Origin of the sequence: Catenuloplanes niger, assembly GCF_031458255.1 — a bacterium.
Taxonomy (GTDB): Bacteria; Actinomycetota; Actinomycetes; order Mycobacteriales; family Micromonosporaceae; genus Catenuloplanes; species Catenuloplanes niger.
The window spans coordinates 4,923,454-4,946,187 of sequence record NZ_JAVDYC010000001.1; the positions used below are offsets into that span (position 1 = coordinate 4,923,454).

General features: G+C 72.8%; 29 protein-coding genes and 1 pseudogene. 17 read left to right on the top strand and 13 right to left on the bottom strand.

Annotation, left to right across the window (positions count from 1 at the left end; all coding sequences use genetic code 11):
* The first annotated feature begins 15 nt into the window (after positions 1-15).
* Positions 16-972, top strand: coding sequence for an HpcH/HpaI aldolase/citrate lyase family protein (locus tag J2S44_RS21850; RefSeq protein ID WP_310417021.1), 957 nt, complete (start codon positions 16-18; stop codon positions 970-972).
* Here J2S44_RS21850 and J2S44_RS21855 read toward each other — a convergent pair whose 3' ends face one another.
* Positions 973-1,287: a DUF4190 domain-containing protein gene (locus J2S44_RS21855; RefSeq protein ID WP_310417024.1), complete on the bottom strand. Its 315-nt coding sequence runs from the start codon at positions 1,285-1,287 to the stop codon at positions 973-975.
* 12 nt (positions 1,288-1,299) lie between these two features.
* Positions 1,300-1,845 (bottom strand): DUF4190 domain-containing protein, encoded by a 546-nt coding sequence (locus tag J2S44_RS21860; protein WP_310417027.1) that lies wholly within the window; start codon positions 1,843-1,845, stop codon positions 1,300-1,302.
* 110 nt (positions 1,846-1,955) lie between these two features.
* On the opposite strand from J2S44_RS21860, the gene J2S44_RS21865 reads away from it, so the two are divergent.
* Positions 1,956-2,771: an SDR family NAD(P)-dependent oxidoreductase gene (locus J2S44_RS21865; RefSeq protein ID WP_310417029.1), complete on the top strand. Its 816-nt coding sequence runs from the start codon at positions 1,956-1,958 to the stop codon at positions 2,769-2,771.
* Between the two features lie 42 nt (positions 2,772-2,813).
* On the opposite strand, the gene J2S44_RS21870 is transcribed toward J2S44_RS21865, so the two are convergent.
* On the bottom strand, positions 2,814-3,914 hold the full coding sequence (locus tag J2S44_RS21870; protein ID WP_310417032.1) for an FAD-dependent monooxygenase: 1,101 nt from the start codon (positions 3,912-3,914) through the stop codon (positions 2,814-2,816).
* Between the two features lie 127 nt (positions 3,915-4,041).
* Here J2S44_RS21870 and J2S44_RS21875 point away from each other — a divergent pair, with 127 nt between their 5' ends.
* On the top strand, positions 4,042-5,004 hold the full coding sequence (locus J2S44_RS21875) for a GntR family transcriptional regulator (protein WP_310417035.1): 963 nt from the start codon (positions 4,042-4,044) through the stop codon (positions 5,002-5,004).
* On the opposite strand, the gene J2S44_RS21880 is transcribed toward J2S44_RS21875, so the two are convergent.
* From J2S44_RS21880 to J2S44_RS21900, 5 genes are all read right to left on the bottom strand, one after another.
* Positions 4,906-5,655 (bottom strand): hypothetical protein, encoded by a 750-nt coding sequence (locus tag J2S44_RS21880; RefSeq protein ID WP_310417038.1) that lies wholly within the window; start codon positions 5,653-5,655, stop codon positions 4,906-4,908. The two genes, J2S44_RS21875 and J2S44_RS21880, sit on opposite strands and share 99 nt — an antisense overlap.
* A gap of 9 nt (positions 5,656-5,664) precedes the next feature.
* A complete protein-coding gene (locus J2S44_RS21885) occupies positions 5,665-6,504 on the bottom strand; it encodes a TIGR02452 family protein (RefSeq protein WP_310417041.1) in 840 nt (279 codons plus the stop codon).
* 9 nt (positions 6,505-6,513) lie between these two features.
* Positions 6,514-6,924 (bottom strand): CoA-binding protein, encoded by a 411-nt coding sequence (locus J2S44_RS21890; protein WP_310417044.1) that lies wholly within the window; start codon positions 6,922-6,924, stop codon positions 6,514-6,516.
* Positions 6,925-6,938: 14 nt separating this feature from the next.
* Complete coding sequence (locus J2S44_RS21895) at positions 6,939-7,997, bottom strand: Rv2578c family radical SAM protein (protein WP_310417047.1); 1,059 nt, start codon at positions 7,995-7,997, stop codon at positions 6,939-6,941.
* A 105-nt stretch (positions 7,998-8,102) separates the two neighbouring features.
* Positions 8,103-9,128 (bottom strand): LacI family DNA-binding transcriptional regulator, encoded by a 1,026-nt coding sequence (locus J2S44_RS21900; protein WP_310417050.1) that lies wholly within the window; start codon positions 9,126-9,128, stop codon positions 8,103-8,105.
* A 148-nt stretch (positions 9,129-9,276) separates the two neighbouring features.
* On the opposite strand from J2S44_RS21900, the gene J2S44_RS21905 reads away from it, so the two are divergent.
* Both J2S44_RS21905 and J2S44_RS21910 read left to right on the top strand, forming a co-directional pair.
* On the top strand, positions 9,277-10,425 hold the full coding sequence (locus J2S44_RS21905; protein WP_310417054.1) for a Gfo/Idh/MocA family protein: 1,149 nt from the start codon (positions 9,277-9,279) through the stop codon (positions 10,423-10,425).
* Positions 10,422-11,231, top strand: coding sequence for a sugar phosphate isomerase/epimerase family protein (locus J2S44_RS21910; RefSeq protein ID WP_310417056.1), 810 nt, complete (start codon positions 10,422-10,424; stop codon positions 11,229-11,231). The genes J2S44_RS21905 and J2S44_RS21910 overlap by 4 nt, the downstream gene beginning before the upstream one ends.
* Before the next feature lie 72 nt (positions 11,232-11,303).
* Here J2S44_RS21910 and trxA read toward each other — a convergent pair whose 3' ends face one another.
* Positions 11,304-11,666, bottom strand: coding sequence for a thioredoxin (gene trxA, locus J2S44_RS21915; RefSeq protein ID WP_310417059.1), 363 nt, complete (start codon positions 11,664-11,666; stop codon positions 11,304-11,306).
* A 672-nt stretch (positions 11,667-12,338) separates the two neighbouring features.
* Here trxA and J2S44_RS21920 point away from each other — a divergent pair.
* The 10 genes and pseudogenes from J2S44_RS21920 to J2S44_RS21965 all read left to right on the top strand — a co-directional run bounded on the left by J2S44_RS21920 (position 12,339) and on the right by J2S44_RS21965 (position 19,683).
* Positions 12,339-12,851, top strand: coding sequence for a hypothetical protein (locus tag J2S44_RS21920; RefSeq protein WP_374728006.1), 513 nt, complete (start codon positions 12,339-12,341; stop codon positions 12,849-12,851).
* A gap of 12 nt (positions 12,852-12,863) precedes the next feature.
* Positions 12,864-13,547, top strand: coding sequence for a TrmH family RNA methyltransferase (locus J2S44_RS21925; RefSeq protein WP_310417066.1), 684 nt, complete (start codon positions 12,864-12,866; stop codon positions 13,545-13,547).
* Positions 13,480-14,217, top strand: a complete 738-nt coding sequence (locus tag J2S44_RS21930) for a DUF6758 family protein (protein ID WP_310417069.1) — start codon at positions 13,480-13,482, stop codon at positions 14,215-14,217. The genes J2S44_RS21925 and J2S44_RS21930 overlap by 68 nt, the downstream gene beginning before the upstream one ends.
* 117 nt (positions 14,218-14,334) lie before the next feature.
* On the top strand, positions 14,335-14,496 hold the full coding sequence (locus J2S44_RS21935) for a hypothetical protein (protein WP_306835363.1): 162 nt from the start codon (positions 14,335-14,337) through the stop codon (positions 14,494-14,496).
* A gap of 73 nt (positions 14,497-14,569) precedes the next feature.
* A pseudogene (locus tag J2S44_RS21940) lies at positions 14,570-15,184 on the top strand (PH domain-containing protein); the annotation flags it as partial.
* A gap of 93 nt (positions 15,185-15,277) precedes the next feature.
* Positions 15,278-15,976 (top strand): SigE family RNA polymerase sigma factor, encoded by a 699-nt coding sequence (locus J2S44_RS21945; protein ID WP_310417072.1) that lies wholly within the window; start codon positions 15,278-15,280, stop codon positions 15,974-15,976.
* Positions 15,973-17,202 carry a hypothetical protein gene (locus tag J2S44_RS21950; RefSeq protein ID WP_310417076.1) on the top strand — a complete coding sequence of 410 codons (1,230 nt, stop codon included), beginning with the start codon at positions 15,973-15,975 and terminating at the stop codon, positions 17,200-17,202. Before J2S44_RS21945 ends, J2S44_RS21950 begins: the two co-directional genes overlap by 4 nt.
* Before the next feature lie 22 nt (positions 17,203-17,224).
* Positions 17,225-18,076: a PHP domain-containing protein gene (locus tag J2S44_RS21955; RefSeq protein ID WP_310417079.1), complete on the top strand. Its 852-nt coding sequence runs from the start codon at positions 17,225-17,227 to the stop codon at positions 18,074-18,076.
* Positions 18,077-18,105: 29 nt separating this feature from the next.
* On the top strand, positions 18,106-18,726 hold the full coding sequence (locus tag J2S44_RS21960) for a MarC family protein (RefSeq protein WP_310417082.1): 621 nt from the start codon (positions 18,106-18,108) through the stop codon (positions 18,724-18,726).
* Between the two features lie 90 nt (positions 18,727-18,816).
* Positions 18,817-19,683: a RecB family exonuclease gene (locus J2S44_RS21965; protein ID WP_374728007.1), complete on the top strand. Its 867-nt coding sequence runs from the start codon at positions 18,817-18,819 to the stop codon at positions 19,681-19,683.
* Positions 19,684-19,972: 289 nt separating this feature from the next.
* Here J2S44_RS21965 and J2S44_RS21970 read toward each other — a convergent pair whose 3' ends face one another.
* A complete protein-coding gene (locus J2S44_RS21970) occupies positions 19,973-20,401 on the bottom strand; it encodes a Fur family transcriptional regulator (protein ID WP_310417088.1) in 429 nt (142 codons plus the stop codon).
* Between the two features lie 158 nt (positions 20,402-20,559).
* On the opposite strand from J2S44_RS21970, the gene J2S44_RS21975 reads away from it, so the two are divergent.
* Positions 20,560-21,024 carry a DUF2231 domain-containing protein gene (locus tag J2S44_RS21975; protein WP_310417091.1) on the top strand — a complete coding sequence of 155 codons (465 nt, stop codon included), beginning with the start codon at positions 20,560-20,562 and terminating at the stop codon, positions 21,022-21,024.
* Here the strand turns inward: J2S44_RS21975 and J2S44_RS21980 are convergent.
* The gene (locus tag J2S44_RS21980; protein WP_310417095.1) at positions 21,021-21,308 is read right to left on the bottom strand and encodes a translation initiation factor 2; all 288 of its coding nucleotides are present in this window, start codon (positions 21,306-21,308) and stop codon (positions 21,021-21,023) included. The genes J2S44_RS21975 and J2S44_RS21980 overlap by 4 nt on opposite strands.
* A gap of 82 nt (positions 21,309-21,390) precedes the next feature.
* Here J2S44_RS21980 and J2S44_RS21985 point away from each other — a divergent pair, with 82 nt between their 5' ends.
* Entirely contained in the window at positions 21,391-21,570 is a 180-nt protein-coding gene (locus J2S44_RS21985) for a hypothetical protein (protein ID WP_310417098.1), read from the top strand.
* A gap of 90 nt (positions 21,571-21,660) precedes the next feature.
* Here J2S44_RS21985 and J2S44_RS21990 read toward each other — a convergent pair whose 3' ends face one another.
* A complete protein-coding gene (locus tag J2S44_RS21990; protein ID WP_310417100.1) occupies positions 21,661-21,996 on the bottom strand; it encodes an FmdB family zinc ribbon protein in 336 nt (111 codons plus the stop codon).
* Positions 21,997-22,091: 95 nt separating this feature from the next.
* Positions 22,092-22,706 carry a 5-formyltetrahydrofolate cyclo-ligase gene (locus J2S44_RS21995; protein ID WP_310417103.1) on the bottom strand — a complete coding sequence of 205 codons (615 nt, stop codon included), beginning with the start codon at positions 22,704-22,706 and terminating at the stop codon, positions 22,092-22,094.
* Positions 22,707-22,734 lie beyond the last annotated feature (28 nt).

A 22,734-nucleotide genomic window follows, 5' to 3' on the forward strand; every position in this document is an offset into this window, starting at 1 on the left:
TCGTCAAGGAGTGCCATGACCGTCCTCGGCCGCCCCCGCCGCTCGTGTCTCGCGGTCCCCGGATCGAGCACCAAGATGCTCGGCAAGGCCCAGGGACTCCCCGCCGACCAGGTCTTCCTGGACCTGGAGGACGCGGTGGCGCCGCTGGCCAAGGCGGACGCGCGGAAGAACGTGGTCGCCGCGCTGACCGAGGGTGACTGGGCCGGCAAGACGCGCGCGGTCCGGGTCAACGACCTGACCACCCAGTGGACGTACCGGGACGTGGTGGACGTGGTCGAGGGTGTCGGCCCGCACCTCGACTGCGTCATGCTGCCCAAGGTGCGCGACGCGAGCCACGTGCGGTGGCTGGACCTGACGCTCGGCCAGATCGAGCGCACGCTCGGCCTGGAGGCCGGCCGGATCGGCATCGAGGTCCAGATCGAGGACGCGGCCGGGCTGGCGCACGTGGACGAGATCGCGGCCGCGTCGTCCCGGGTGGAGACGATCATCTTCGGCCCGGCCGACTTCATGGCCAGCATCGGCATGCGGTCGCTGGCGGTCGGCGGCCTGATCCCGGGCTACCCCGGCGACCCGTACCACTACGTGCTGATGCGCCTGTTGGTCGCCGCGCGCACGCATGACCTGCAGGCGATCGACGGCCCGTACCTGCAGATCAGGGACGTGGCCGGGTTCCGCGAGGCGGCCACCCGGTCGGCCGCGCTGGGCTTCGACGGCAAGTGGGTGCTGCACCCCGACCAGATCGAGGCGGCGAACGAGGTCTACGCACCCACCCAGGCGGACTACGACCACGCCGAGCTGATCCTGGACGCGTACGCGTACGCGACCTCCGAGGCGGGCGGCCGGGTCGGCGCCGTGCTGCTCGGCGACGAGATGATCGACGAGGCGTCCCGCAAGATGGCGCTGGTCGTCTCCGCGAAGGGCCGGGCCGCCGGGATGACCCGGACCTCCGCGTTCACGCCGCCCGAGGGCTGATCACGAAGAGCTCGGTGCGTTGAGGATGAACACGCCGAAGATGGCGAAGTAGGCGACCAGGAACAGCACCGTGAGCACGACCAGCGCGAGCGACACCCAGCCGAGGATGATCCCGGCCAGCGCCATGCCGTCGCCCTCCTCACCGCTGCCGCGGATCTCGTTGCGCGCCCGGTTGCCGCAGATGATCGCGCTGATGCCGATCAGCTGACAGGTGAACAGCGACGCGATCCCGAGGATCAGCGCCGCGATCGCCATCGAGTTCGTCGGCCGGCGCGGCGGGGTCTGCGGCGGGTACGCGTACTTCGGATCCGTCACGGCGGGCCCTTCCTAGTAGTACGGGCCGCCGGTGCCGGTTCCACCGGGGTCCGTCGTGGATGCGGTGGTCCAGGCGAAGAGGACGACGACGACCACGAACGCGATGATCAGCAGGCCGAGCCCGGTCACGATCCAGCCGGTGATGATGCCGGCCAGGGCCAGACCGTCACCGTCGTCGCCGTTCGTCCGGATCTGCCGCCGGGCCACGTGCCCGAGGATCGCGCCGACCGCGGCCGGGATCGCCCCGGCGCCGTAGCAGGCCAGCGAGAACGCGCCGATGACGGAGACCACCAGCGAGGCGATCGCCATGCCGTTCGTCTTCCGGGGCGCGCCCCAGCCGCCGTACTCGTAGCCGGGAACCGGATATCCGGTCGCATACGGGTAGCCCGCGTCCTTGCCCGCCGGGTAGGCCACCGGCTGTGGATAGGCGCCCGCGGGGTCGGGGACCGGGGGATAGCCGGGCATGGCGGGCCCGGAGACCGGCGGCTGGCCGGCCGGAGGATGGGCCGGGTACGCCGGATCGCTCCAGGCCTCCGGCTGCTGCGGCGGATATGTCATTCGCGATCTCCGTAATGGCGCGGGTACGCCATGAGGGTAGACGGCCCACGCTCGCGGCGCCGCGCCCCCGGTCGTTGCCCCGTTCGCGGTGACCGGGCAGGATTTCGGCTATGACACCCGACTCCGATCCAGTGCCCGCCGACCTCCCCTCGCTCGAGTCGACCACGTTGCGACTGGACGGCCGCGTCGCGCTCGTCACCGGCGCGGGCAGCCCGGACGGCATCGGCTACGCCACCGCCCGCCGGCTGCGGGACCTGGGCGCCAAGGTCGCGATCGTCTCCACCACCCGCCGCATCCACGAGCGCGCGGACGAACTGTCGGTCACCGGATTCGTCGCGGACCTGACCGACGAGTCCGAGGTCGGCGCGCTCGCCGACGCGGTCGCGGACACGCTCGGCGACGTGGAGGTGCTGGTCAACAACGCGGGCCTGACCAGCCGGGCCTCGCCGGAGGTGCTGCGGCCGGTCGCCCAGCTCACCTACGAGGAGTGGCGCACCGAGATCGACCGCAACCTGACCACCGCGTTCCTGTGCAGTCGTGCGTTCGTCGGCGGCATGGCCGAGCGCGGCTGGGGCCGGATCGTGAACCTGGCCGCGACCACCGGCCCGGTCAACGCGCTGCCGACCGAGGCGGCGTACGCGGCCGCCAAGGCGGGTGTGGTCGGCCTGACCCGCGCGCTGGCGATGGAGGTCGTGGCGGACGGCGTGAACGTCAACGCGGTCGCGCCCGGCACGATCTACACGGCCGCGTCCACGGTCGCGGAGCTCAAGCAGGGCCTCGACACGCCGATGCGCCGCCCCGGCACGCCGGAGGAGGTGGCGGCCGCGATCACGTTCCTGTGCTCGCCCGCGGCGTCCTACATCACCGGCCAGATGCTGGTCGTGGACGGTGGCAACAGCGTCCGCGAGTCGCAGTACACCCGCTGAGCACGCACTCCCGGGGCGGGCCCGACGGCCCGCTCCGGGAGGTCAGAGCGTGATCGCGAACTTCGCCTCCCCTATCGCGGCCTCCGACTCCGGGCTGCCCGGCTCGTTCTCCACCAGCGCCTGGTTGAGCCGGACGAACGGGCGCATGCGGGTCTCGTACGCGGCCAGCGCCTCCGGGACGGCGGCGCGGCCCAGTTCCTCGGCCAGCACCCAGGCGCCGACCAGCGCCAGGCTGGTGCCCTGCCCGGACAGCGGTGACGGGCAGAACGCCGCGTCGCCGAGCAGCGTGACGCGGCCGCGCGACCAGCCGTCCATCCGCACCTGGGCCATCGCGTCGCAGTAGAAGTCCGGCGCCGTCCGCGCGCCCTCGATCAGCCGCGGGAACTCCCAGCCGAGCCCGGCGTACCGGGCGGCCAGCTCGGCCCGCTGCGCCGCCCGGTCGCGGTGCAGGCCGTCGATCGGACCGGACTCGAAGCCGAGGTTGACCCGGATCTCCGTGTTGTCCCGCGCCGGGTAGATGCCGCCGCCGACGCCCGGCGCCTGGATCCACACCTGCCAGTCCGCCAGCTTCAGGATGTTCTCCATCGTCCAGACCGCCACGTAGACGCCGAGGTGGTGCAGGAACGCGTCGTCCGGCCCGAAGGCCAGCCGGCGGACGGTCGAGCGCAGCCCGTCCGCGCCGGCCACCAGGTCGACCGTGCGCGGCGCGGCGTGCTGGAACTCCACCCGCACGCCCGCGTCCGTCTCGTGCAGCGCGGTGACCGTGTCGCCGAAGACGTACGTGACACCGGCCTCGACCGCGCGCCGGTGCAGCAGCCCGGTCAGGTCCTCGCGCAGCACCTCGACGTCCGGGCTGTCCAGCCGCCCGCTGCTGGGCGTGTACTCCTCGGAGCGCATCAGCTCGACGCCGTCCGCGTCCAGCATCGACATGCCGCGCATGCGGGTGCGCATGTCCCGCAGCTCGCCGAGCAGCCCCATCCGGTCCGCGACGTCGAGCGCGACGCCGCGGACGTCCAGCGCCTGGCCGCCGGGGCGCGGCGCGGGTGCGCGCTCGACGACCGTCACGTCGAAGCCGCGGGCGCGCAGGTTCAGGGCCAGCGCGGGCCCGGCGACGCTGGCACCGGAGATCAGCACGGTGGTCATGATGGGGCCCCTTCACGGTCGGAAATACTCCGTACGCATCTGACTGTACGGCGCACATACAGGTCTTGAACAGTGCAAATGTGCCCTAGGGCAGCTAGCATGTGCACTAGTACAGAAGGGAGTCGCCGTGGCCGAGGAGCCGCCGTTCCAGCGCATCGTCACCGAGCTGAGCCGCCGCATCCGGGACGGTGAGTTCGCCCCCGGCGACCGGGTGCCGTCCACCCGCCGGATCGCGCGGGAGTGGGGGGTGGCGACGGCCACGGCCACGAAGGCGCTCACCACGCTGCGCCACCTGGGCCTGGTCCGCACCGAGCCGCGGTCCGGCACGATCGTCGCCGACCTGGCCGGTGACGCACCGGCCCGCAGCGGGCCGCGCGACCTGACCCGCGACCGGCTGGTGCGCACCGCGATCGAGCTGGCCGACGCGGAGGGGCTGGACGCGCTGTCCATGCGCGCGATCGCGGCCCGGCTCGGCGCGGCCACCATGTCGACGTACCGGCACGTCGCCGACAAGCACGAGTTGACAGCGCTGATGGCGGACGCGGCCTACGGCGAGATCGGCTACCCGGAGACCGGGGAACCGCTGGCCTGGCGGCCCCGGATCGAGCGGGCCGCCCGCGCGCTCTGGACGCTCTACCGCCGGCACCCCTGGCTGCCGCACGTCGATTCGCTGTTCCGCCCGCTGCCGCTGCCGAACCTGCTGACCCACGACGAGCAGATCCTGCGCGCGCTGGACGGCCACGGCCTCACGCCGGCGGAGATGCTCAACCACTCGATCCTGATCTACACGCAGGTGCAGAGCCTCGCCATGCAGCTGGAGCGGGAGGCGCAGGCCCAGTCCGCCAGCGGCATCTCCGGCGAGGAGTGGGTCGCGCGCACCGCACCGGCGATGGCCGCGCTGATGACCGGCGACCGCCACCCGGTGTGGTCCAGGATGATGGCCGTGGTCACCGCGGACGGCTTCGACCTCGACCTGGACGCGCTGTTCGAGCTAGGCCTCCGGACCACCCTCGACGGTCTCGCGGCGCGGATGCCGGCCGAGCCGGGGGTCGGGCGGCCGGACGGACTCGCCGCGCGGGTCGACGGGTGAGTTCAGCTCGGCCCGGCGTTCCGGTGCCCGCAGGTAGGTCGCCACGGCCACCCGCAGCTCCGTCGGGTCGATCATCGAGCCGGGCGGCGTGAGCTCCAGCAGCCGGCCGCCGGTCCGCAGCTCCACGGCGCCCTCCTCGTCCGGGTCGCCGGGGCTGGTCAGCCGGACCGCCTCGACCTCCGCCCACGGGATCAGCCGGCCCTGCCGCAGTACGCCGGCCTCGACGATCGCGATCCGGTGCAGCATCGGCAGGTTCGCGTGGAGCCGGCGCAGCCCCCACAGCGCCGCGGCCGTGGCCAGTGCGGCGAAGGCCAGGCCGGGCAGGTCGCCGGGCCGGGCCAGCCAGCCGGCGACGCCACCCGCCCAGACCACGAACGCGGCGTTCATCACCAGGAACCAGACGGTCTCCGCCCGGGACCGCGGCGCGACCAGGCCGGGCGCGGTCGCGCCGCCGGGCAGCCGGATCGCGGGCCGCCAGCGCATCGGCCGGTTCCGGTCCCGCTGCCGCAGCAGCCAGGCGACGCCGAGGAACAGCAACGCACCGGCCGAGCCGACGCCGGACAGGTCCGCGCCGCTCCGGACGGCCCAGCCGGTCGACGCGCCGGCGCCGAGCACGGCGAGCACCACTGCGAGACGGAGCACCGTGGGCACGGCCGAAGTCTACGACCGGTGTGCCAGCGCCTCGCGGAACGTGTGCAGGACCGGCTGCCGGGCCGACGGGTCGAAGATCGAGAAGACCACCAGTGGGTACGCGCCGGCGAACGGCCCGTGCAGCGCCTCCGCGAACAGCCGTGCCACGGTCGCCGGATCGTTGCCGAAGACGCCGCATCCCCAGGCGCCCAGCACGATAGCGTCGTGCCGGTGCCGCAGCCCCGCGGTCAGCACCGCCGCGATCCGCCGCCGCATCGCCGCCGTGATCCGCGCCCGGGCCGTCGCCCGGCCGTCCGGCGGCGTCCGCTGCAGGAGCACGCTCGCGTTCACGGCCGCGCAGGTCAGGAACCCGCACGGGTACGGCCGGTCCAGCCACCCGCCGCGGTCGTCACGGAACACCGGCACGTCCGGCGAGTAGATCACCGCGTCCGTGTACATCGGGTCGCCGGACGCGCGGTTCGCCGCGTACATCGGGTTGCCGGCCAGACATGGATAGAGCGCGGACGAGCGGGCCAGCGTCTCCTCCTGGGCGATCGCGCCCCGCAGGAAGCCGCCGCCCGGCGTCCGGCCGGACGCGAAGTTGAGCGCCGCCACCCGGTGGCCGGCCGCGGCCAGCCGGCGCGTCGCGGCGAGCGTGGTCTCGCCGCGCACCTCCACGGTCCCGCCGGCCGGTGCGGTCACCGGGTCAGGACCGAGGGACTCCGGCGGGTACGTCACGGTCCCGGCGATCGAGCGCTGCACCGACTCGGCGAGCGCGACCCGGTGCCCGTCCAGCCCGTAGTGCCCGGCCTCGAGCGCTCGCAACGTGTCCGCCGCGATCTCGGCGGCCCACCGCCGGTCGCTCGGCACGCCCGGGCCTCAGCCGCTCACCCGGGACAGCCGGCCCAGTGCGCGCTCCACCGCGAGGCAGCGGTTCTCCACGTACGGGATGCCGGCCGCCTCGGCGAGCCGGCGCGCCTCCGCGTTGACGATGTCCAGCTGCAGCCAGATCGAGCGCGCGCCGATCTCGACCGCGGCCTTGACCACGTCCAGCGCGTCCGCGGACGGCCGGAACACGTTCACCATGTCCAGCGGCTCGGGCACGTCGGCGAGGGTCGGATAGGCCGGCACGCCGAAGATCTCAGCCCCGTACGGATTGACCGGGATGATCCGCCAGCCGTGTCGCATCATCTGCAGCGGGACGCTGTGCGCCGACTTGGCCGGGTCACGGGACGCGCCGACCACCACGATCGTGGACGTGCCGGCCAGGATCTCTCTCGGATCGCTCACCCCACCGACTCTACTCAGAGGAGGGTGAGTTGCTCCGGCTCCGGCTCGGCGGGCGGGGCCGGGACCGCGCGCGCCGCACCCGGTGCGGCACCGTCCAGCCCGTGCCGCCGCGCCGCCGCCCGGACCAGCGCCGCCACCTCGCGCTGGTACGCCTTCGGCGCGTACGACCCGGCCCGGTAGAGCTCGCGGTAGCGCGGCACCAGGTGCGGGTGATGGCGGCCGATCCACCGCGCGTACCACTCCCGGGCGCCGGGCCGCAGGTGCAGCGGCAGCGGCGTCACGCTCACCGCGCCGCTGGCCGCGATCGCGGCCACGGTCTCGTCGATCGACGCGGCCGTGTCGGTCAGGCCCGGCAGGATCGGCGCCATCAGCACGCCGACCGCGAAGCCCGCGTCGGTCAGCGCCGCGACCGCGTCCAGCCGGCGGCGCGGGCTGGGTGTGCCCGGCTCGGCCGACCGCCACACGCTCTCGTCGACGAACCCGACCGACATCGAGATGCCGACCCGGGTCACGGACGCGGCCTCGCGCAGCAGCGGGAGGTCGCGCAGGATCAGCGTGCCCTTGGTCAGGACGGAGAACGGGTTCGCGAAGTCGCGCAGCGCCGCGATGATCTCCGGCATCAGCCGGTAGCGGCCCTCGGCGCGCTGGTAGCAGTCGACGTTCGTGCCCATCGCGACGTGCTCGCCCCGCCAGCCGCGCGCGGCCAGCTCGCGCCGGACCAGCTCACCCGCGTTGACCTTGACCACGACCCGGGTGTCGAAGTCGTGCCCGGCGTCCAGGTCGAGGTAGGTGTGCGTGTTCCGGGCGAAGCAGTACGTGCACGCGTGGCCGCACCCGCGATAGGGGTTGATCGTCCACTCGAACGGCACCCGCGACGAACCCGGGACGCGGTTGATGATGGATTTCGCCCGCACCTCGTAGAACGTCATGCCGGCGAACCCGGGCGTGTCGAACGTCCGGACGACGGCGCTGGGCAGCGCCAGCGGCAGGGGTGGTGCCGCCGGCGCCGCCCCCAGGGATGGCTCCTGAGGGAAACCGTCGTCGGGGGGAGCCGACAGGTTCGCCCAGCGCATGACCAGTATTCGAACACACGTTCGATCACCTGTCCAGCCGCGACACGCCCGTGTCGTGAGCCGGGTGTCCGCCGGACCGCCGGGCCGGCGTGGCGGACGCGGCGATCACGGAAGGGCGGGGGCGGGGCCGGCGCTGTCCCGGCGGATCAGCTCCGCGCCGACCTCCTCGATCCGGTTGCCCGGCTCGCCGGCGCCGTCCAGGGCCAGCGTCATCGCCCGCGCGCCCATCTCGGCCAGCGGCAGCCGCACCGTGGTCAGCGCCGGCGTCACGTCGCGCGCGACCGGCATGTCGTCGAACCCGGCCACGCTGACCCGGCCCGGCACGTCCACTCCGCGGCTGCGCAGCAGCGCCAGCGCCCCGATCGCCATCGAGTCGTTGAGCGCCGCGATCGCGGTCAGTCCGGGCTCCGCGTCCAGCAGCGCGGCGGCCGCGGCGGCGCCGCTGTCCCGGTCGAAGTCCGCGTACGCGATCCGCGCGGCCGGCAGCTCGTGCCCCCGCTCCCGGGCGGCGCGCCGCAGTCCGGAGAGCCGGTCCGTGGTCGTGGTGAGCAGCTTCGGCCCGGCGATCACGCCGATCCGCTCGTGGCCCAGCGCGTAGAGCTCCGTGCCGAGCAGGTAGCCGCCCATCTCGTTGTCCGGCACCACGGCGTCGCCCGCGTGCTGGTGGCGACCGATCACCGCGACCCGGCCGCCGCCCTTCTCGTAGACCTGCAGCTTGCCGACGAGCGCCGCGGTGAAGTCCTCGTCGTGGTAGCCGGACCCGGCCAGCACCAGCGCCGCCACCTGGTGCGCGCGCAGCAGCTCGACGTACTCCAGCTCGCGGGCCGGGTCGCGGTAGCTGTTGCAGATGATCACGAGCCGGCCGTGCTCGGTCGCGACGCGCTGCAGGCCCCGGGTGATCTCCGCGAAGTACGGGTCGGAGACGTCGTGCACGATCACGCCGATCGCGCTGCGGTTCGCCCGGGCCAGCGACTGGGCGTGCGCGTTCGGCACGTACTGCAGTTCCTCGACCGCGGCCAGCACCCGCTCGCGCAGCGCCTCGGTGACCGGTTTGGGACTGCCGTTGATGATTCGTGAGGCCGTCGCGGGCGATACTCCGGCCCGTTTCGCGACCTCGGCCAACGTCGCCATGGACGCCCGTCCCTTCGTCGGAAGCTGCGGGGGCAGGATATCGACTCCGCGGGTGGCGAAGGTTCCGGGAAAGGCTTGCCCGCCTGCTGCGCACGCCGTTACTGTGCCCAGGAAAGCGCTTACCTGGGGAGCCTGGAGGGACCGCACCATGGCGCGAAGGACGATCGGCATCGTGCTCAACGGCGTGACCGGCCGGATGGGATATCGGCAGCATCTGGTCCGGTCACTGCTGGCGCTCCGCGAGCAGGGCGGCCTGCCGCTGAGCAACGGTGACCGCCTCTACCCGGAGCTGGTCCTGGTCGGCCGCAACGAGGCGAAACTGCGCGAGATCGCCGAGCGGCACGGGCTCACCGACTGGACCACCGACCTGGCCGCCGCGCTGGCCCGACCGGACGTGGAGATCTACTTCGACGCCCAGGTCACCGCGCAGCGGGAGAAGGCGCTGCGGCTGGCGATCGACGCCGGCAAGCACATCTACACCGAGAAACCGACCGCGGAGGACCTGGCCGGCGCGGTCGACCTGGCCCGGCTCGCGGACGCGGCCGGGATCAAGCACGGCGTGGTCCAGGACAAGTTGTTCCTGCCCGGCCTGCGCAAGCTGAAGCGGCTGGTCGACGGCGGCTTCTTCGGCCGGATCCTGTCCATCCGCGGCGAGTTCGGCTACTGGGTCTTCGAGGGTGACTGGCAGGCCGCGCAGCGTCCCTCGTGGAACTACCGGTCGCAGGACGGCGGTGGCATCGTGGTCGACATGTTCCCGCACTGGCACTACGTGCTGGAGCAGATCTTCGGCGAGGTCAAGTCCGTCACCGCGCAGATCTCCACGCACGTGCCGACCCGCTGGGACGAGTCCGGCACCGCCTACGACGCCACCGCGGACGACGCCGCCTACGGCATCTTCGAGCTGGCCGGCGGCGTGATCGCCCAGATCAACTCGTCCTGGGCGGTGCGTGTCTACCGCGACGAGCTGGTCGAGTTCCAGGTGGACGGCACCGAGGGCAGCGCGGTCGCCGGCCTGCGCAACTGCCGGATCCAGCACCGGGCCACCACGCCCAAGCCGGTGTGGAACCCGGACCTGCCGGTCACCGAGGACTTCCGCTCGCAGTGGCAGGTGGTGCCGGACAACGACGAGTTCGACAACGGCTTCAAGGCGCAGTGGGAGCTGTTCCTGCGGCACGTGGCCGAGGACGAGCCGTACACCTGGGACCTGTGGGCCGGCGCGCGCGGCGTGCAACTGGCCGAGCTGGGCCTGCAGTCGGCGCGTGAGGGCCGGCGGGTCGAGATCCCGGAGCTGTCATGAGCGTGGCCCGGTTCTCGCTGAACGCCGCGACCACGAAGCACTGGCCGGTCGACGAGCTGCTCCGGGGCGCCGCCGGGGCGGGCATCGGCGGCGTGGGCCTGTGGCGCGAGGAGACCCAGGCCTACGGCGTGGAGAAGGCCGCCGCGCTCGCCCGCGACCTGGGCCTGCCGATCACCACGCTCTGCCGTGGCGGCTTCTTCCAGGAGCCGGGCTGGTTCGACGAGAACCGGCGCGCGATCGACGAGGCGCACACGCTCGGCACGCCGATCCTGGTGCTGGTCTCCGGCGGCCTGCCGGACGGCTCCCGCGACGTGGACGCGGCCCGGCGGCACGTGGGTGACGCGATCGGCGAGCTGGTCCCGCACGCGCTGGCCGCGGGCGTGCAGCTGGCGATCGAACCGCTGCACCCGATGTACGCCTCCGACCGGTGCGTCGTGTCCACGCTCGGCCAGGCGCTGGACCTGGCCCGGCCGTACCCGGCCGAGGCGGTCGGCGTGTGCATCGACACGTACCACGTCTGGTGGGATCCGGAGGTCTGGGAGCAGATCGCGCGGGCCGGCGCGGAGGGCCGGATCGCCACGTTCCAGGCCGCGGACTGGGTCACACCGCTGCCCGAGGGCGTGCTGCTCGGCCGGGGCCTGCCCGGTCAGGGCGTGGTCGAGCTGCGCCGCTTCCGGGAGGCGGTGGACGCGGCCGGCTACACCGGGCCGGTGGAGGTCGAGGTCTTCCACGCGGACGTCTGGGCCCGGCCCGGCGCCGAGGTACTGGCCGAGACCCTGGACCGCTACCTCGCCCACGTCGACTGACCGCACGACGACATCGAGGGTACGGCCGGGGAGAACCTCCCCCGCCGTACCCTCGATCGGTCCGGGTGGTCGTTACTTGCTCTGCGCGGCGAGCTGGGACTTGACCTCGTCCATGTCCAGCGCGCGCACCTGCTCGATCACCGAGTCCAGCGACGAGGAGGGCAGCGCACCGGCCTGCGAGAACACGATCACGCCGTCGCGGATCGCCATGATGGTCGGGATCGAGCGGATACCGAACTTCGCGGCGATCTGCTGCTCGGCCTCGGTGTCCACCTTGCCGAACGTGATGTCCTGGTTCTTCTCGGAGGCCGCCTCGTAGGTGGGGGCGAACCTCACGCACGGGCCGCACCAGCTGGCCCAGAAGTCGACGAGCACGATGCCGTCCTTGCTCGTCACGTCGTCGAAGTTCGCGTCGGTCAGCGCAACGGTCGCCATGTGATGTCTCCGATCTGGCCGTGTCCGGCCTTGCCGTCTCCGGTCATCGAAACGAATCCCTGGGGCGGTGCATTCCCCGGCGGGCCGCCCGCGGGGAGTGGCGCCCGCCTCACCTGGGTGGATACCCCGCGGAGTCGGTGGCTAGCCGGGCGTGGCGGTGCAGATTTTCTGCATGCAATTCCCACCCGACTTCGCTCCGCAACGGTGCCAGTTGAGAACGAAGATCTTTCACGCGTTACGTACCGTAGTGGGAGCGTTTCCGAGCAACCGCTCTCGGACAGCCTGTCCGACCTGCGAATGCCGATTGAGGTAGGGATATCCCTTGCGGTGACACTGTGTCACGCCTCACGTAAAAATACGATAGGTAACGTCACGAATAGATAACTGTCGCCTAAACAACTAGCCGGAACCCTTCCCTTGAATACGGACGGTGAGGCAAAATCTTCTCCAACAGAGCGTGGGCGGCGGGTGCCGGGGAGGGCCCCGCCGCTCATTGCGTCCGGGGAAAGTTTGAGCGTGTGGACACCGCTCCATCCTCTGAACGCCGCCGTCGTAACCGACGTCACGCGGGGTCCGGCGACCCGGGCCGTACCGGCGGGCGATTTCTGATCTCGGGGTTTGCGCGGGCGGGCGACCGTGCGGTCATATGCTGACGCGCAGGAGGTCGTCGCCATGCCGAGCCCGTCCGCTTCCGAACGCCGCCGGTTCGCCGCGTGGGCGCCCGCGTCGCCGATCCCGGCCGCGCAGTGGACCCTCCTGGTCCGCCTGCCCGGCCGCGTCGTGATCGCGGCCACCTCCGCGGAGCACGACTCGCCCGGCCGCACCGTCGCCGAGGGGCTCGCCGGACTGGCCGCGATCGCGGCCGGCCGCGCCTCCGACAGCGACCTGGTCCGCGCCGTGGTGGCCGCGGTCTACGCGGAGACCGACGAGGACGGGCCGGACGCGGAGGAGTTCACCGACCCGGTCGCCGGGCTCGCCGCGGTGCTGGCCGCGAGCCGGGAGGCGGCCCGCGTGCTGGCCGAGCACGCCGACCCGGCCGACTCCGCCGCCTACCGGCAGTGGATCCAGGCGATCGCCGCGAAGGTCTGCGCCGCCGCGCGGTCCGGGCACGTCGCCGGGCCACGCGTCTCCGCGGACGAGCGACGGTTCCTGACCGACCTGGGGGCCGCGCTCGGGCTGGTCTAGTGTCTGGACCCCGTGGAAGCTTCTGAGGAGCCGGAACCGCGGCTGGAGGTGGGCGTCGGCCCGTGGCCGGGCCCCTGGCCGGACGACTCGCGCTACGACCCCGAGCTGCTGGCCGAGGGCGACCGGCGCAACGTCGTGGACCGCTACCGGTACTGGCGGCGCGAGGCGGTGGTGGCCGACCTGGACCGGCGCCGGCACGACTTCCACGTCGCGATCGAGAACTGGCAGCACGACCTGAACATCGGCACCGTGGTGCGCAACGCCAACGCGTTCCTGGCCGCCGAGGTCCACATCGTCGGCCGGCGGCGCTGGAACCGGCGCGGCGCCATGGTCACCGACCGCTACCAGCACGTGCGGCACCACCCCACGATCGAGGAGTTCGTGGCGTGGGCCCGATCGGGTGATCTTCCGGTGATCGGCATCGACAACCTGCCCGGCGCCCGGCCGATGGAGTCCGAGGTGCTGCCGCGCCGGTGCGTGCTGCTGTTCGGTCAGGAGGGTCCCGGGCTGTCCGATGTCGCCCGTGACGCGTGTGACCAGGTGTTCTCCATCGCCCAGTACGGCTCGACGCGTTCGATCAACGCGGGCGTGGCCAGCGGTATCGCGATGCACGCCTGGATCCGTGCCCATGCCGTCCCGGTCGGGGACGAAAAACCCGATTCGCTTGACGGCGGGGGCGGCGGGCACGCACCGTAGTCCTGTGGGCGTGACGGTGAGTTGTCCCCGATGCGGGGGCCCGGTCCGGCCGCCGGACCTGATGCACCCGGACTGGCGGTGTGACGGCTGCGGCCCGGTTGCCCCGCTGCACGTGGCCGAGCACATCGGTCCGGAGATAGTGGAGAGCGTGACCGCGCATACCGCGAACGGTCACTCACGCATTCCGCTGTGGTGTCCGTGGCCGCTGCTGCCCGGGTGGACCGTGACCGGCGTCGGCTGGGCCGGCGACGAGCGGACCGGGGTGCGGGCGACCGCGCTGGCGTACAGCGGGCCGGCCCCGCTCGCCGACGGCCCGGCCGACATCGTGCTGGTCGCGGAGGAGCCCGGCGTGGGCCTCGGCACCCGGCTGGCCGGGCTGCCCGGCCTGGACTGCGGGGAGCTGCTCGGTTCCGCCATCGCGGGCGCGAGCGGCGCGCACGCCAAGATCAAGGTGGGCGGACACCCGACTCCACTGTGGTCCGTCAAGTCACCGGCGGACCGCAGCGCGTATGCCGGAGAAGCACGTGGGATGTGGCTGTATGCGGTAGCCTGGCCCGCGAGCGCGGGGTACCTCTTTGCCGAACATGTCGTTCTTCACGATCTGTCGGAGTGGGTGCCACCCGAGCTTGTGTACGGTGCCCCGTCTCCGTACCTTCATGGACGGGCGTGAACGCCCTGAGTGAATGGTCCGGCGTTGGGTCATTCGTTCACAGTCGGAAGTGCAACTGATACTCTGAGTACGCGGCGCTAAACGGACTCTGACAGCCGCGAAGGGGGATGGCCCGCAATGTCGGTCAAGAAGATCCTCACCTGGCTCGGAATCGCCTTTTTGATCTTCTTCGTTGCGTTCCGGCCGAACTCGGCAGCCGACGTGTTCCAGTCTCTGGGCAGCACGATCGGCGACATCGCACAGGGCTTCAGCGAGTTCTTCACCAGCCTGGTCGCCTGAGCCGGTCATGACGACGGCATCGAGGCCTCCCGGCCCCGACGACGGGTTCGTTCCGCCGCAGTTCGAGGCGGAAGAGTTCGAAGGACTGCGCGTCGACTCCTCCGGCATGCCGCTGGGGCCGCGTCGCGTCCTTCCGCTGGAGGACGAGCCCACCACGCTGGTCGCGCGTTACCTCTTCCCCACCGAGCGATACCGGGGCGAGTGGAAACGGCACTGGGTTCACCTGTGGACACCGCTGCTGATCGGTGCCGCGGCCACGTTCCTGCTCGGCTACCTGTCCGGCTTCCTGGCCAGACAGGAGTCGGCGAGCGGGTTCACCACGGTCGCGGTGATCGTCTGGCTCGGCGTGATGGGCTGGGTGGCGTGGAACGTCGCGGACTGGTACTTCGACCGCTTCATCCTGACCAACAAGCGGGTGATGGTCGTCAACGGCATCATCACCCGCAAGGTGGCGATGATGCCGCTGGCCCGGGTCACGGACATGAAGTACGAGCAGTCCCCGGTCGGCCGCATGCTGAACTACGGCACGTTCGTGCTGGAGTCGGCCGGTCAGGACCAGGCGCTGCGCGAGGTCAAGCACCTGCCCAACCCGAACGAGCTCTACCTGCGCGTGGTCGAGGAGATGTACGAGCCGCAGGCCGTCGAGGCCCGGCTCGGCAAGAACGCGGACCCCGGCGACGACGCCTGACCCGTCCGCGAATCAGCCGTTCGCCCATAGATATCGCTCCCCGTGTCGTGTGAGTCTGTCTGGGACTGCTTGACGCGCGCGGGGAGGGTGACGATGGAGGGTGACTCGGAGGCGGCGCCGGTCAGCGCCGATCGAGACCTGCACGTCGTCGCCAACCGGGTGGACGACGAGTTCCGCGACTTCGTCTCGGCCCGGTCCGGCGCGCTGCTGCGCACCGCGTACCTGCTGGCCGGGGACTGGGCCACGGCGGAGGATCTGCTGCAGACCGCGCTCACCAAGACGTACCTGGCGTGGCGGCGGCTCGGGCGGATCGAGGCGGTCGAGCCGTACGCGCGCCGCGTCCTGGTCAACACCGCGACCAGCTGGTGGCGTCGCCGCTGGCACGGCGAGCGCCCGACCGAGGTGCTGCCGGAGCGCGCGGCGCCGGACGAGATCGAGGCGCAGCTGGAGCGGGACGCGCTCTGGCGGCACGTGCGGGCGCTGCCCACCCGGCAGCGGGCCGTGCTGGTGCTGCGCTTCTACGAGGACCTGTCCGAGGCGCAGACCGCGACGCTGCTGAACATCTCGCCCGGCACGGTGAAGAGCCAGACGTTCCGGGCGCTGAACGCGCTGCGCCAGCGCCTGGCGGCCGAGGGCATCGACCCGGACTCCGGCGTGCCGGTGCCGGACCCGTCCGCCACCGGGTCGCACCGCGAGCCGGTGCTCCCGACGCGGCCGCTGCCCACCCGCCCGCACCCGGCCCCCGCGCCGGCGCCCGCGCCCCGGCCGCAGTTCGCACGGGAGGGGCGGTGAGTCCGGTGCTCGAGGACCGGCTTCGCGACCTCTTCGCGGCCACCACGCAGAACGCGCCGTCCGCGGACGATCCCGCGACCCGTGCCATCGCCCGCGCGCGGGTGCTCCGCCGCCGCCGGCTGACGGTCGCCTCCACGGCCGCGGCGCTGCTGGTCGGCACGTCCGTCTACGGGCTCGGCGTGCTCCGCGGCGGCGACGGGGGCACACCCACCGGCATGCTTCCCAACGGCGCGGCGGTGGAGGCGCCCAGCGCGGTGCCGTCACCACCCGCGGTGGCCGAGGCCGAGCGCGGTGCGAACGGGTCCGCCACCGCCGACCGCCGCGACGTCGGCAGCCGGCTCACCGGCATCGACCTGGACATCCGCGTCGGTGACCGGCTGTGGACCACCGGCGGGTCGGTCGTGACACTGCCCGGTGTGGGGAGCGTCACCCGCGCCTACCGGGTGCCGATCGGCTGGGTGTACGGCGGCGAGCTCGGCGTCCGGCTGCTGCTGCTGGAGGACGGCACCACGAAGGCGCTCAGCGGCAACGGCGACGACTGGGCGCTCGACCCGGCCGGCGAGCGGATCGCGTTCGTCGCCGACGGCCGGCTGCACGTCGGCGCCCTGACCACGCGCGGGCTGGCGGTGACGGCCGGCGCGCCGATCGCGGCCGGATCGCGCCCGGTCGGGTTCGTCGGCGACGGCGTGCTGATCCGGGCGGACGACGGGGGACACGCGCTGTTCGACCCGGCCGCGCCGGCCGTGCCGGCCTTCGAGCCGCGGGTGCTGACCGTGCTCGGGCCGCGCGCGGACGGTGCCACCACCGCGCTGGTCCGCGAGGCCGACGGCGACCGGGTGTGCCTGGCCCGGCTGGCCACGAGCGACGCCACGCTGACCATCGGGACGACCGGGGGCTGCGCGCTCGGCCTGACCACGGACGGGGACCCGGGGGTGCGCCTGTCCACCGACGGCAGCCACGTCTACCAGGCCGGCGACGACGGCTTCCGGATGGCCGGCGTGGACCGGCTGCTCGGCGGCGAGCAGGGCACGGCGGTCTGCGCGGCACCGACCGGCACGGCCGCGGTGTGGATCTCCGCGGACACGCTGCTGGCCGGCGCGGACCGGACGGCGGTCACCTGCCGGGCGGACGGCACGCGCGGCACCGTGGCGCTGCCCGCGGACGTCGGCACCGGCTGGCAGTACGTGCCGAGGCTGGGCGCGGTGCCGGGCTCCCGTACCCGATAGGGCACTGAGGCAGACTCGACGGGTGACTCCGCGCATCGATCTGCACACGCACTCCACCGCCAGTGACGGCACGCTCCGCCCGGCCGAGCTGGTCCGGGCCGGCGCCGCGGCCGGACTGACCGTGATGGCGATCACCGACCACGACACCACGGCCGGCTGGGCCGAGGCGGCCGTGGCGCGCCCGGACGGGCTGACGCTGATCCGGGGCGCGGAGATCTCCTGCCGGTGGCACGGCGAGCCGGCGGGGATCGGGTTGCACCTGCTGGCGTACCTGATCGATCCCGCGGACGCGGCGCTGACCGGCGAGCTGACCCGGGTGCGGGCCGACCGGGAACGGCGCGGCGAGGCGATCGTCGAGCTGCTGCGCGCCGACGGCATCGGCGTGAGCTGGGCCGAGGTGATGGAGTACGCGGCCGGCGGCTCGGTCGGACGCCCGCACATCGCGGCCGCGCTGATCCGGGCCGGGCTGGTCACCACCACGTCCGAGGCGTTCGGCCCGCAGTGGCTCGGCCGCCGCTACCGGCTGCCGAAGGCGGACATCGACGTCTTCACCGCGGTGCGCCTGGTCCGCGCGGCCGGCGGCGTGCCGGTCCTCGCCCACCCGCGTGCCACCCGGCGCGGCCGGATCGTGCCGGACTCGATGATCACCGAACTGGCCGCGGCCGGGCTGTTCGGCCTGGAGGCCGACCACGAGGACCACTCGGTGGACGAACGCGAACACGTGCGCCGGCTCGCGGATCGGCTCGGCCTGGTGGTGACCGGTTCCTCCGACTTCCACGGTACGCACAAGACGGTCCGGCTGGGCGCGTTCACCACCGCGCCGGAGGTGCTCGACAAGATCGTGACGGCCGCGTCCGGAGTCCCGCCGCTCTGAGCCAAGTTGATCACGGGTAGCGTGACCGTGTGGATCTCAAGCTGTTCGGCGAGGTGTTCGTGACCTTGCTGGTCATCGTGGACCCGCCGGGCATGGTGCCGATCTTCCTGGCACTGACCGGCGCGCTGCCGAAGCGCGACCGGCGCAAGGCCGGGCGGCAGGCGGTCGCGCTGGCCTTCGGCGTCATCGTCGTGTTCGCGTTGCTCGGCCAGACGCTGCTCGACTACCTGCACGTGGACCTGCCCGCGCTGCAGGGCGCCGGCGGCCTGCTGCTGATCCTCATCGCGCTGGAACTGCTCACCGGCAAGACCGACGACGTGTCCGACCGGCAGGCCACCTCGAACGTGGCGCTGGTGCCGCTGGGCGTACCGCTGCTGGCCGGCCCGGGTGCGATCGTGGCCACCATGCTGTTCGTGCAGAACGGCGAGAACACCGCGGACTTTGTCGCGATCGGCGCCGGGATCGTGGCCGTGATGCTGGTGGTGCTGCTGGTCCTGCGCTTCTCCGACGTGATCGTCCGGGTGCTCCGGCCGGGTGGCATCGAGGTGCTGACCCGGATCGCCGGCCTGCTGCTCGCCGCGATCGCGGTGCAGCTCATCGCGGACTCGGTGGCCGCGTTCGTGACCCAGTACACCAGCCAGGCGATGTAACCGTCGTACCCGCCTGGCAGGATCGCAGGGGTGCGCAGGTCTTCGTCCACCGGCCGGTCCGCGGTGCCCGAGCAGCTCGGGTTCCCCGGCATGCCGCAGCGGCTCTTCGTCTGCACCCCCAGCAAGCTCGGGTCGTTCATCGACTGCCCGCGGCGCTACCGGTACGCGTACGTCGACCGCCCCACGCCGCCGAAGGGCCCGCCGTGGGGCCACAACTCGCTCGGCGCGAGCGTGCACACCGCGCTGAAGAACTGGTTCGACCTGCCCGCCGACCGCCGCCGTCCCGGCGTGCTGCCGACCCTGCTCAAGGCCACCTGGGTACGGGAGGGATACCGCGACGTCGAGCAGGAGCGTGCGGCGTGGCGGGCCGCGCTGGCGTGGCTCGACGGATACCTGGCCGGCCTGGACCCGGCGGTCGAGCCGGTCGGCGTCGAGCGGACCGTGGCCGCCCGCACCACCGTGCTCGCGCTGAGCGGCCGCGCCGACCGGATCGACGCCCGGCTCACCGCGGACGGCCGCCGTGAGCTGGTCATTGTCGACTACAAGACCGGCCGTTCCGGCACCGGACCGGACGACGCCCGCGGTTCCCAGGCGCTGGCGCTCTACGCGTTCGCCGCGGAGAAGGTCTTCCACGCGCCCTGCCACCGGGTCGAGCTGCACCACCTGCCGTCCGGCACGGTCACCGCGCACGAGCACACCGACGAGTCGCTGGCCCGCCAGGTCCGCCGCGCCGAGGACACCGCCCAGGACATCATGGCCGCGGAGGCCGCGCTCACCACCGGCACCGACCCGGACGAGGCCTTCCCGACCACGCCCGGCCGGCTCTGCTCCTGGTGCGACTTCCGCGCGGTTTGCCCGGCCGGCGCCACCGCCGAGCCGAAGGACCCGTGGTCCGCCGTCGAGTCCACGCTGCACCCCGACCCGGCACCCCGGCCGCGCGCCGCCGACGAGGACTGACCACGCGGGTCTCCGCCGGCGGCCGGCGACGCCGGACCGCCGGCGGCCGCCGTGCCGCCCTGGCACCGCGCGAGCGGCAGGGAGGCCGGCCGACGGCCGACCGGTCTCCGGCGGGAGCGGCGGACGGTGATGTGACGCTGACCGGGACCGCGGGGATCTTCGGGCATTATTTGCTCTGCTTACCTGGACGAAACGGCGCGAATTGGCGCCAGTCGGCGTGTTGTTCGGGGCGTTTTGTCCAGGTAAGCAGAGCTGAGAATGGCTGCGGGGCGGCCGGGCGGCGGCGTGGTTACCGCTCGGCGGAGCGGCGGGACTGGCAGGTGGGGCAGAGGCCCCAGAAGGTGACCTCGGCCTCGTCGACCTCGAAGCCGGAGGTGTTGTGCGGGTCCAGGCAGGGAGCCTCGCCCACCACGCAGTCGACGTCCGCGACCTGGCCGCAGCCGCGGCAGACCACGTGGTGGTGGTTGTCGCCGGTGCGGGCCTCGTAGCGGGCCGGGCTGCCGGCCGGCTCCAGGCGCCGGGCCAGGCCGGCCCGGGACAGCGCGCCCAGCACGTCGTAGATCGCCTGGGTGGAGACGGAGTCGAGGCGCAACCGGACCTGCCGGGCGATCTCCTCGACCTCCAGGTGGCCGCCGGTGGCGAGCACGTCGAGCACGGCGAGCCGAGGGCGGGTCACCCTCAGCCCGTGCGTGCGCAGCTGCTCGTCCGCGGTAGGCATCCAACCATGACAACACGTCACCGCGTACGGCTCAAGAGCGCTGCTCACAGGTGGTGGTCGCGAACACATCAGCGGAATGTCAGGCAAGATCGGGAACCGGACCGATCAGGTGGTGACTGTGATGACGTAGCAAACGCGGAACGGCCTGAGGAGTCATCGTGTTCGAGACCATCAACGGCATGCCGGCGCATGTGCTTCTGGTGCATGCGGCGGTTGTCTTCGTGCCCCTGCTCGCGCTGGGGGCGATCGTCTTCGCGGTGTGGCCGGCGGTCCGGGCGCGGATCGACTGGGCGGTCGCGCTGCTCGCGGTGGTGGCGCCGCTCTCCGCGCTGTTCTCGATGATCTCCGGTAACGCGTTCTACGAGATGCGCGAGGCGGACGGCACGCCGGAGCAGTTCCTGGACCAGATCGGTGAGCACGCCTCGTACGGCCAGCGGACGTTCTTCTTCTCGCTCGGTCTCGGTCTGGTCACCGGCGCGCTGCTGCTGCTCAGCCGGCGGGCCGGCACGCCGAGGGCGGTCACCGTGGGGCTGGGCGTGGTCGCGGTGGTGCTCGCGGTCATCACCGGCTACTTCGTGGTGATGACCGGTGACACCGGCGCCGCGATGAACTGGAAGATCTAGAACAGGAAGCGCCCGCAGACGGCGCAGAGCGCGATCACCATCACGACGAGCGCGCCGATCCCGACGCCGTAGCTCAGGCCGCGCGCGCGGGACTCGGCCGCGTCGAGCGCCTGCGTGTCCTGTGCGGGCAGCCGGCGTGGCGGCGGGGACGGCCGCAGCGTCGGCGGCCGCCAGTCCGGCGCCGGGTAGGCCTGCGGCGGCGGCCCGGTGTACCCGGTCTCGGCGGCGGACGGGGGCGAGCCGGAGACGTCCCGCCAGGGGCTGTCATCGTCGGGGGTGCGCACGCCGTCTGACGCTACCAACGCGCTACCCGGGGGACCCACCGGCGGGGCATGCCGGACATCTTCGGGTGGGTACGCTGTGCGCGTGAATCCGGAGCTTGAGCCGCGTGCCGGCATCGACGACGAGCGCACCGTCGACCTGGTCGACGACGACCTGCCCGTGCTCCCGGACCAGACGTCCGACGACACGGACCGGGGCTGGGGAGACTACACCGGCGGCGGTAACGACGACCGCCTGCTGGAGGACCGCCCACCGCACTGGTGAGGTGACAAAAAGTTATCCACAGGCTGGGGATGTCAGCCTGTGGATAACGTGGGGATCTGTGGATAACTCGCGCGTTCTGTGGACGGCGGGTTACGAACCGCTGGCTGCCGTGCTGCCGGACGTGGTCGTCGAGGAGCTGCCGGAGGCGGCCGCGGCGGGCTTCGCCGCGCTGTCGCTCTTCGTCTCCGAGGTGCTCTTCGTCTCCGTCGAGGACGCGGCCGGCTTGCCGGACTCGGCCGCGGTGCCGCCGCCGCGCGAGTCGGTGCGGTAGAACCCGGAGCCCTTGAACACGATGCCCACCGAGTTGAACAGCTTGCGCAGGCGCCCCTGGCAGGCCGGGCACTCGGTCAGCGGCTCGTCGCTGAACGACTGCACCGCCTCGAGCTGGTGGCCGCACTCGGTGCAGGCGTACTGGTAGGTGGGCACGTTCCCCTCCGCAGGATCTTCGCGTGATTGGCACTCCGGAATTCCGAGTGCCAATGATCCGTCATCGGGGTGGCCCGCGTCCAGCGAGGTGGCTCTCACCCCACCCGGACGAACCCGCCGGCCGGGGTGATCACGCCCTGGACGCGCCGGTCGTGCGGTTCGGCGGGCAGCTCGTCGACCAGCTCGTCGTCGTGCAGCAGCGCCACCACCAGCGCGGCGCCGCACCGGGCCAGCGCGCGGTCGTAGGATCCGCCGCCCCGGCCGAGACGCACGCCACGCCGGTCGACCGCGAGCGCGGGCACGATCACCAGCTCGGCGTCCGCGACCGCCCGCGGACCCCGCCTGCGGCCGGAGGGCTCGCGCAGCCCGCGCCCGGTCGGGGTGAGCGACGCGGGCCCCGCGTACTCGGCCCAGTCCAGGTCGAGGTCCGGCAGCAGGACCGGGAGCAGCAGCGTGCCGTCCGGATGCAGCATCCGGGTGAGCACGTCCGGCAGGCCCGCGCCGCCCGGTTCCGCGCCGACCGGCACGTAGCCGGCGACCACCGCGGGCCGCTCCGCCGCTATCAGGTCACCCAGCGCGCGGCGGACCCGCGCGGCCGCGGCACGGCGGCTCTCCTCCGGCAGCGCCCGCCGGGCGGCCAGCAGCCGGCCCCGTACCGAGGTCTTGCCGGCCTTCACCACAAAGTCGTCTTGATCCGAAAAATCCGGCACGCAACACTCCAGTCACAACCCTGGCAAT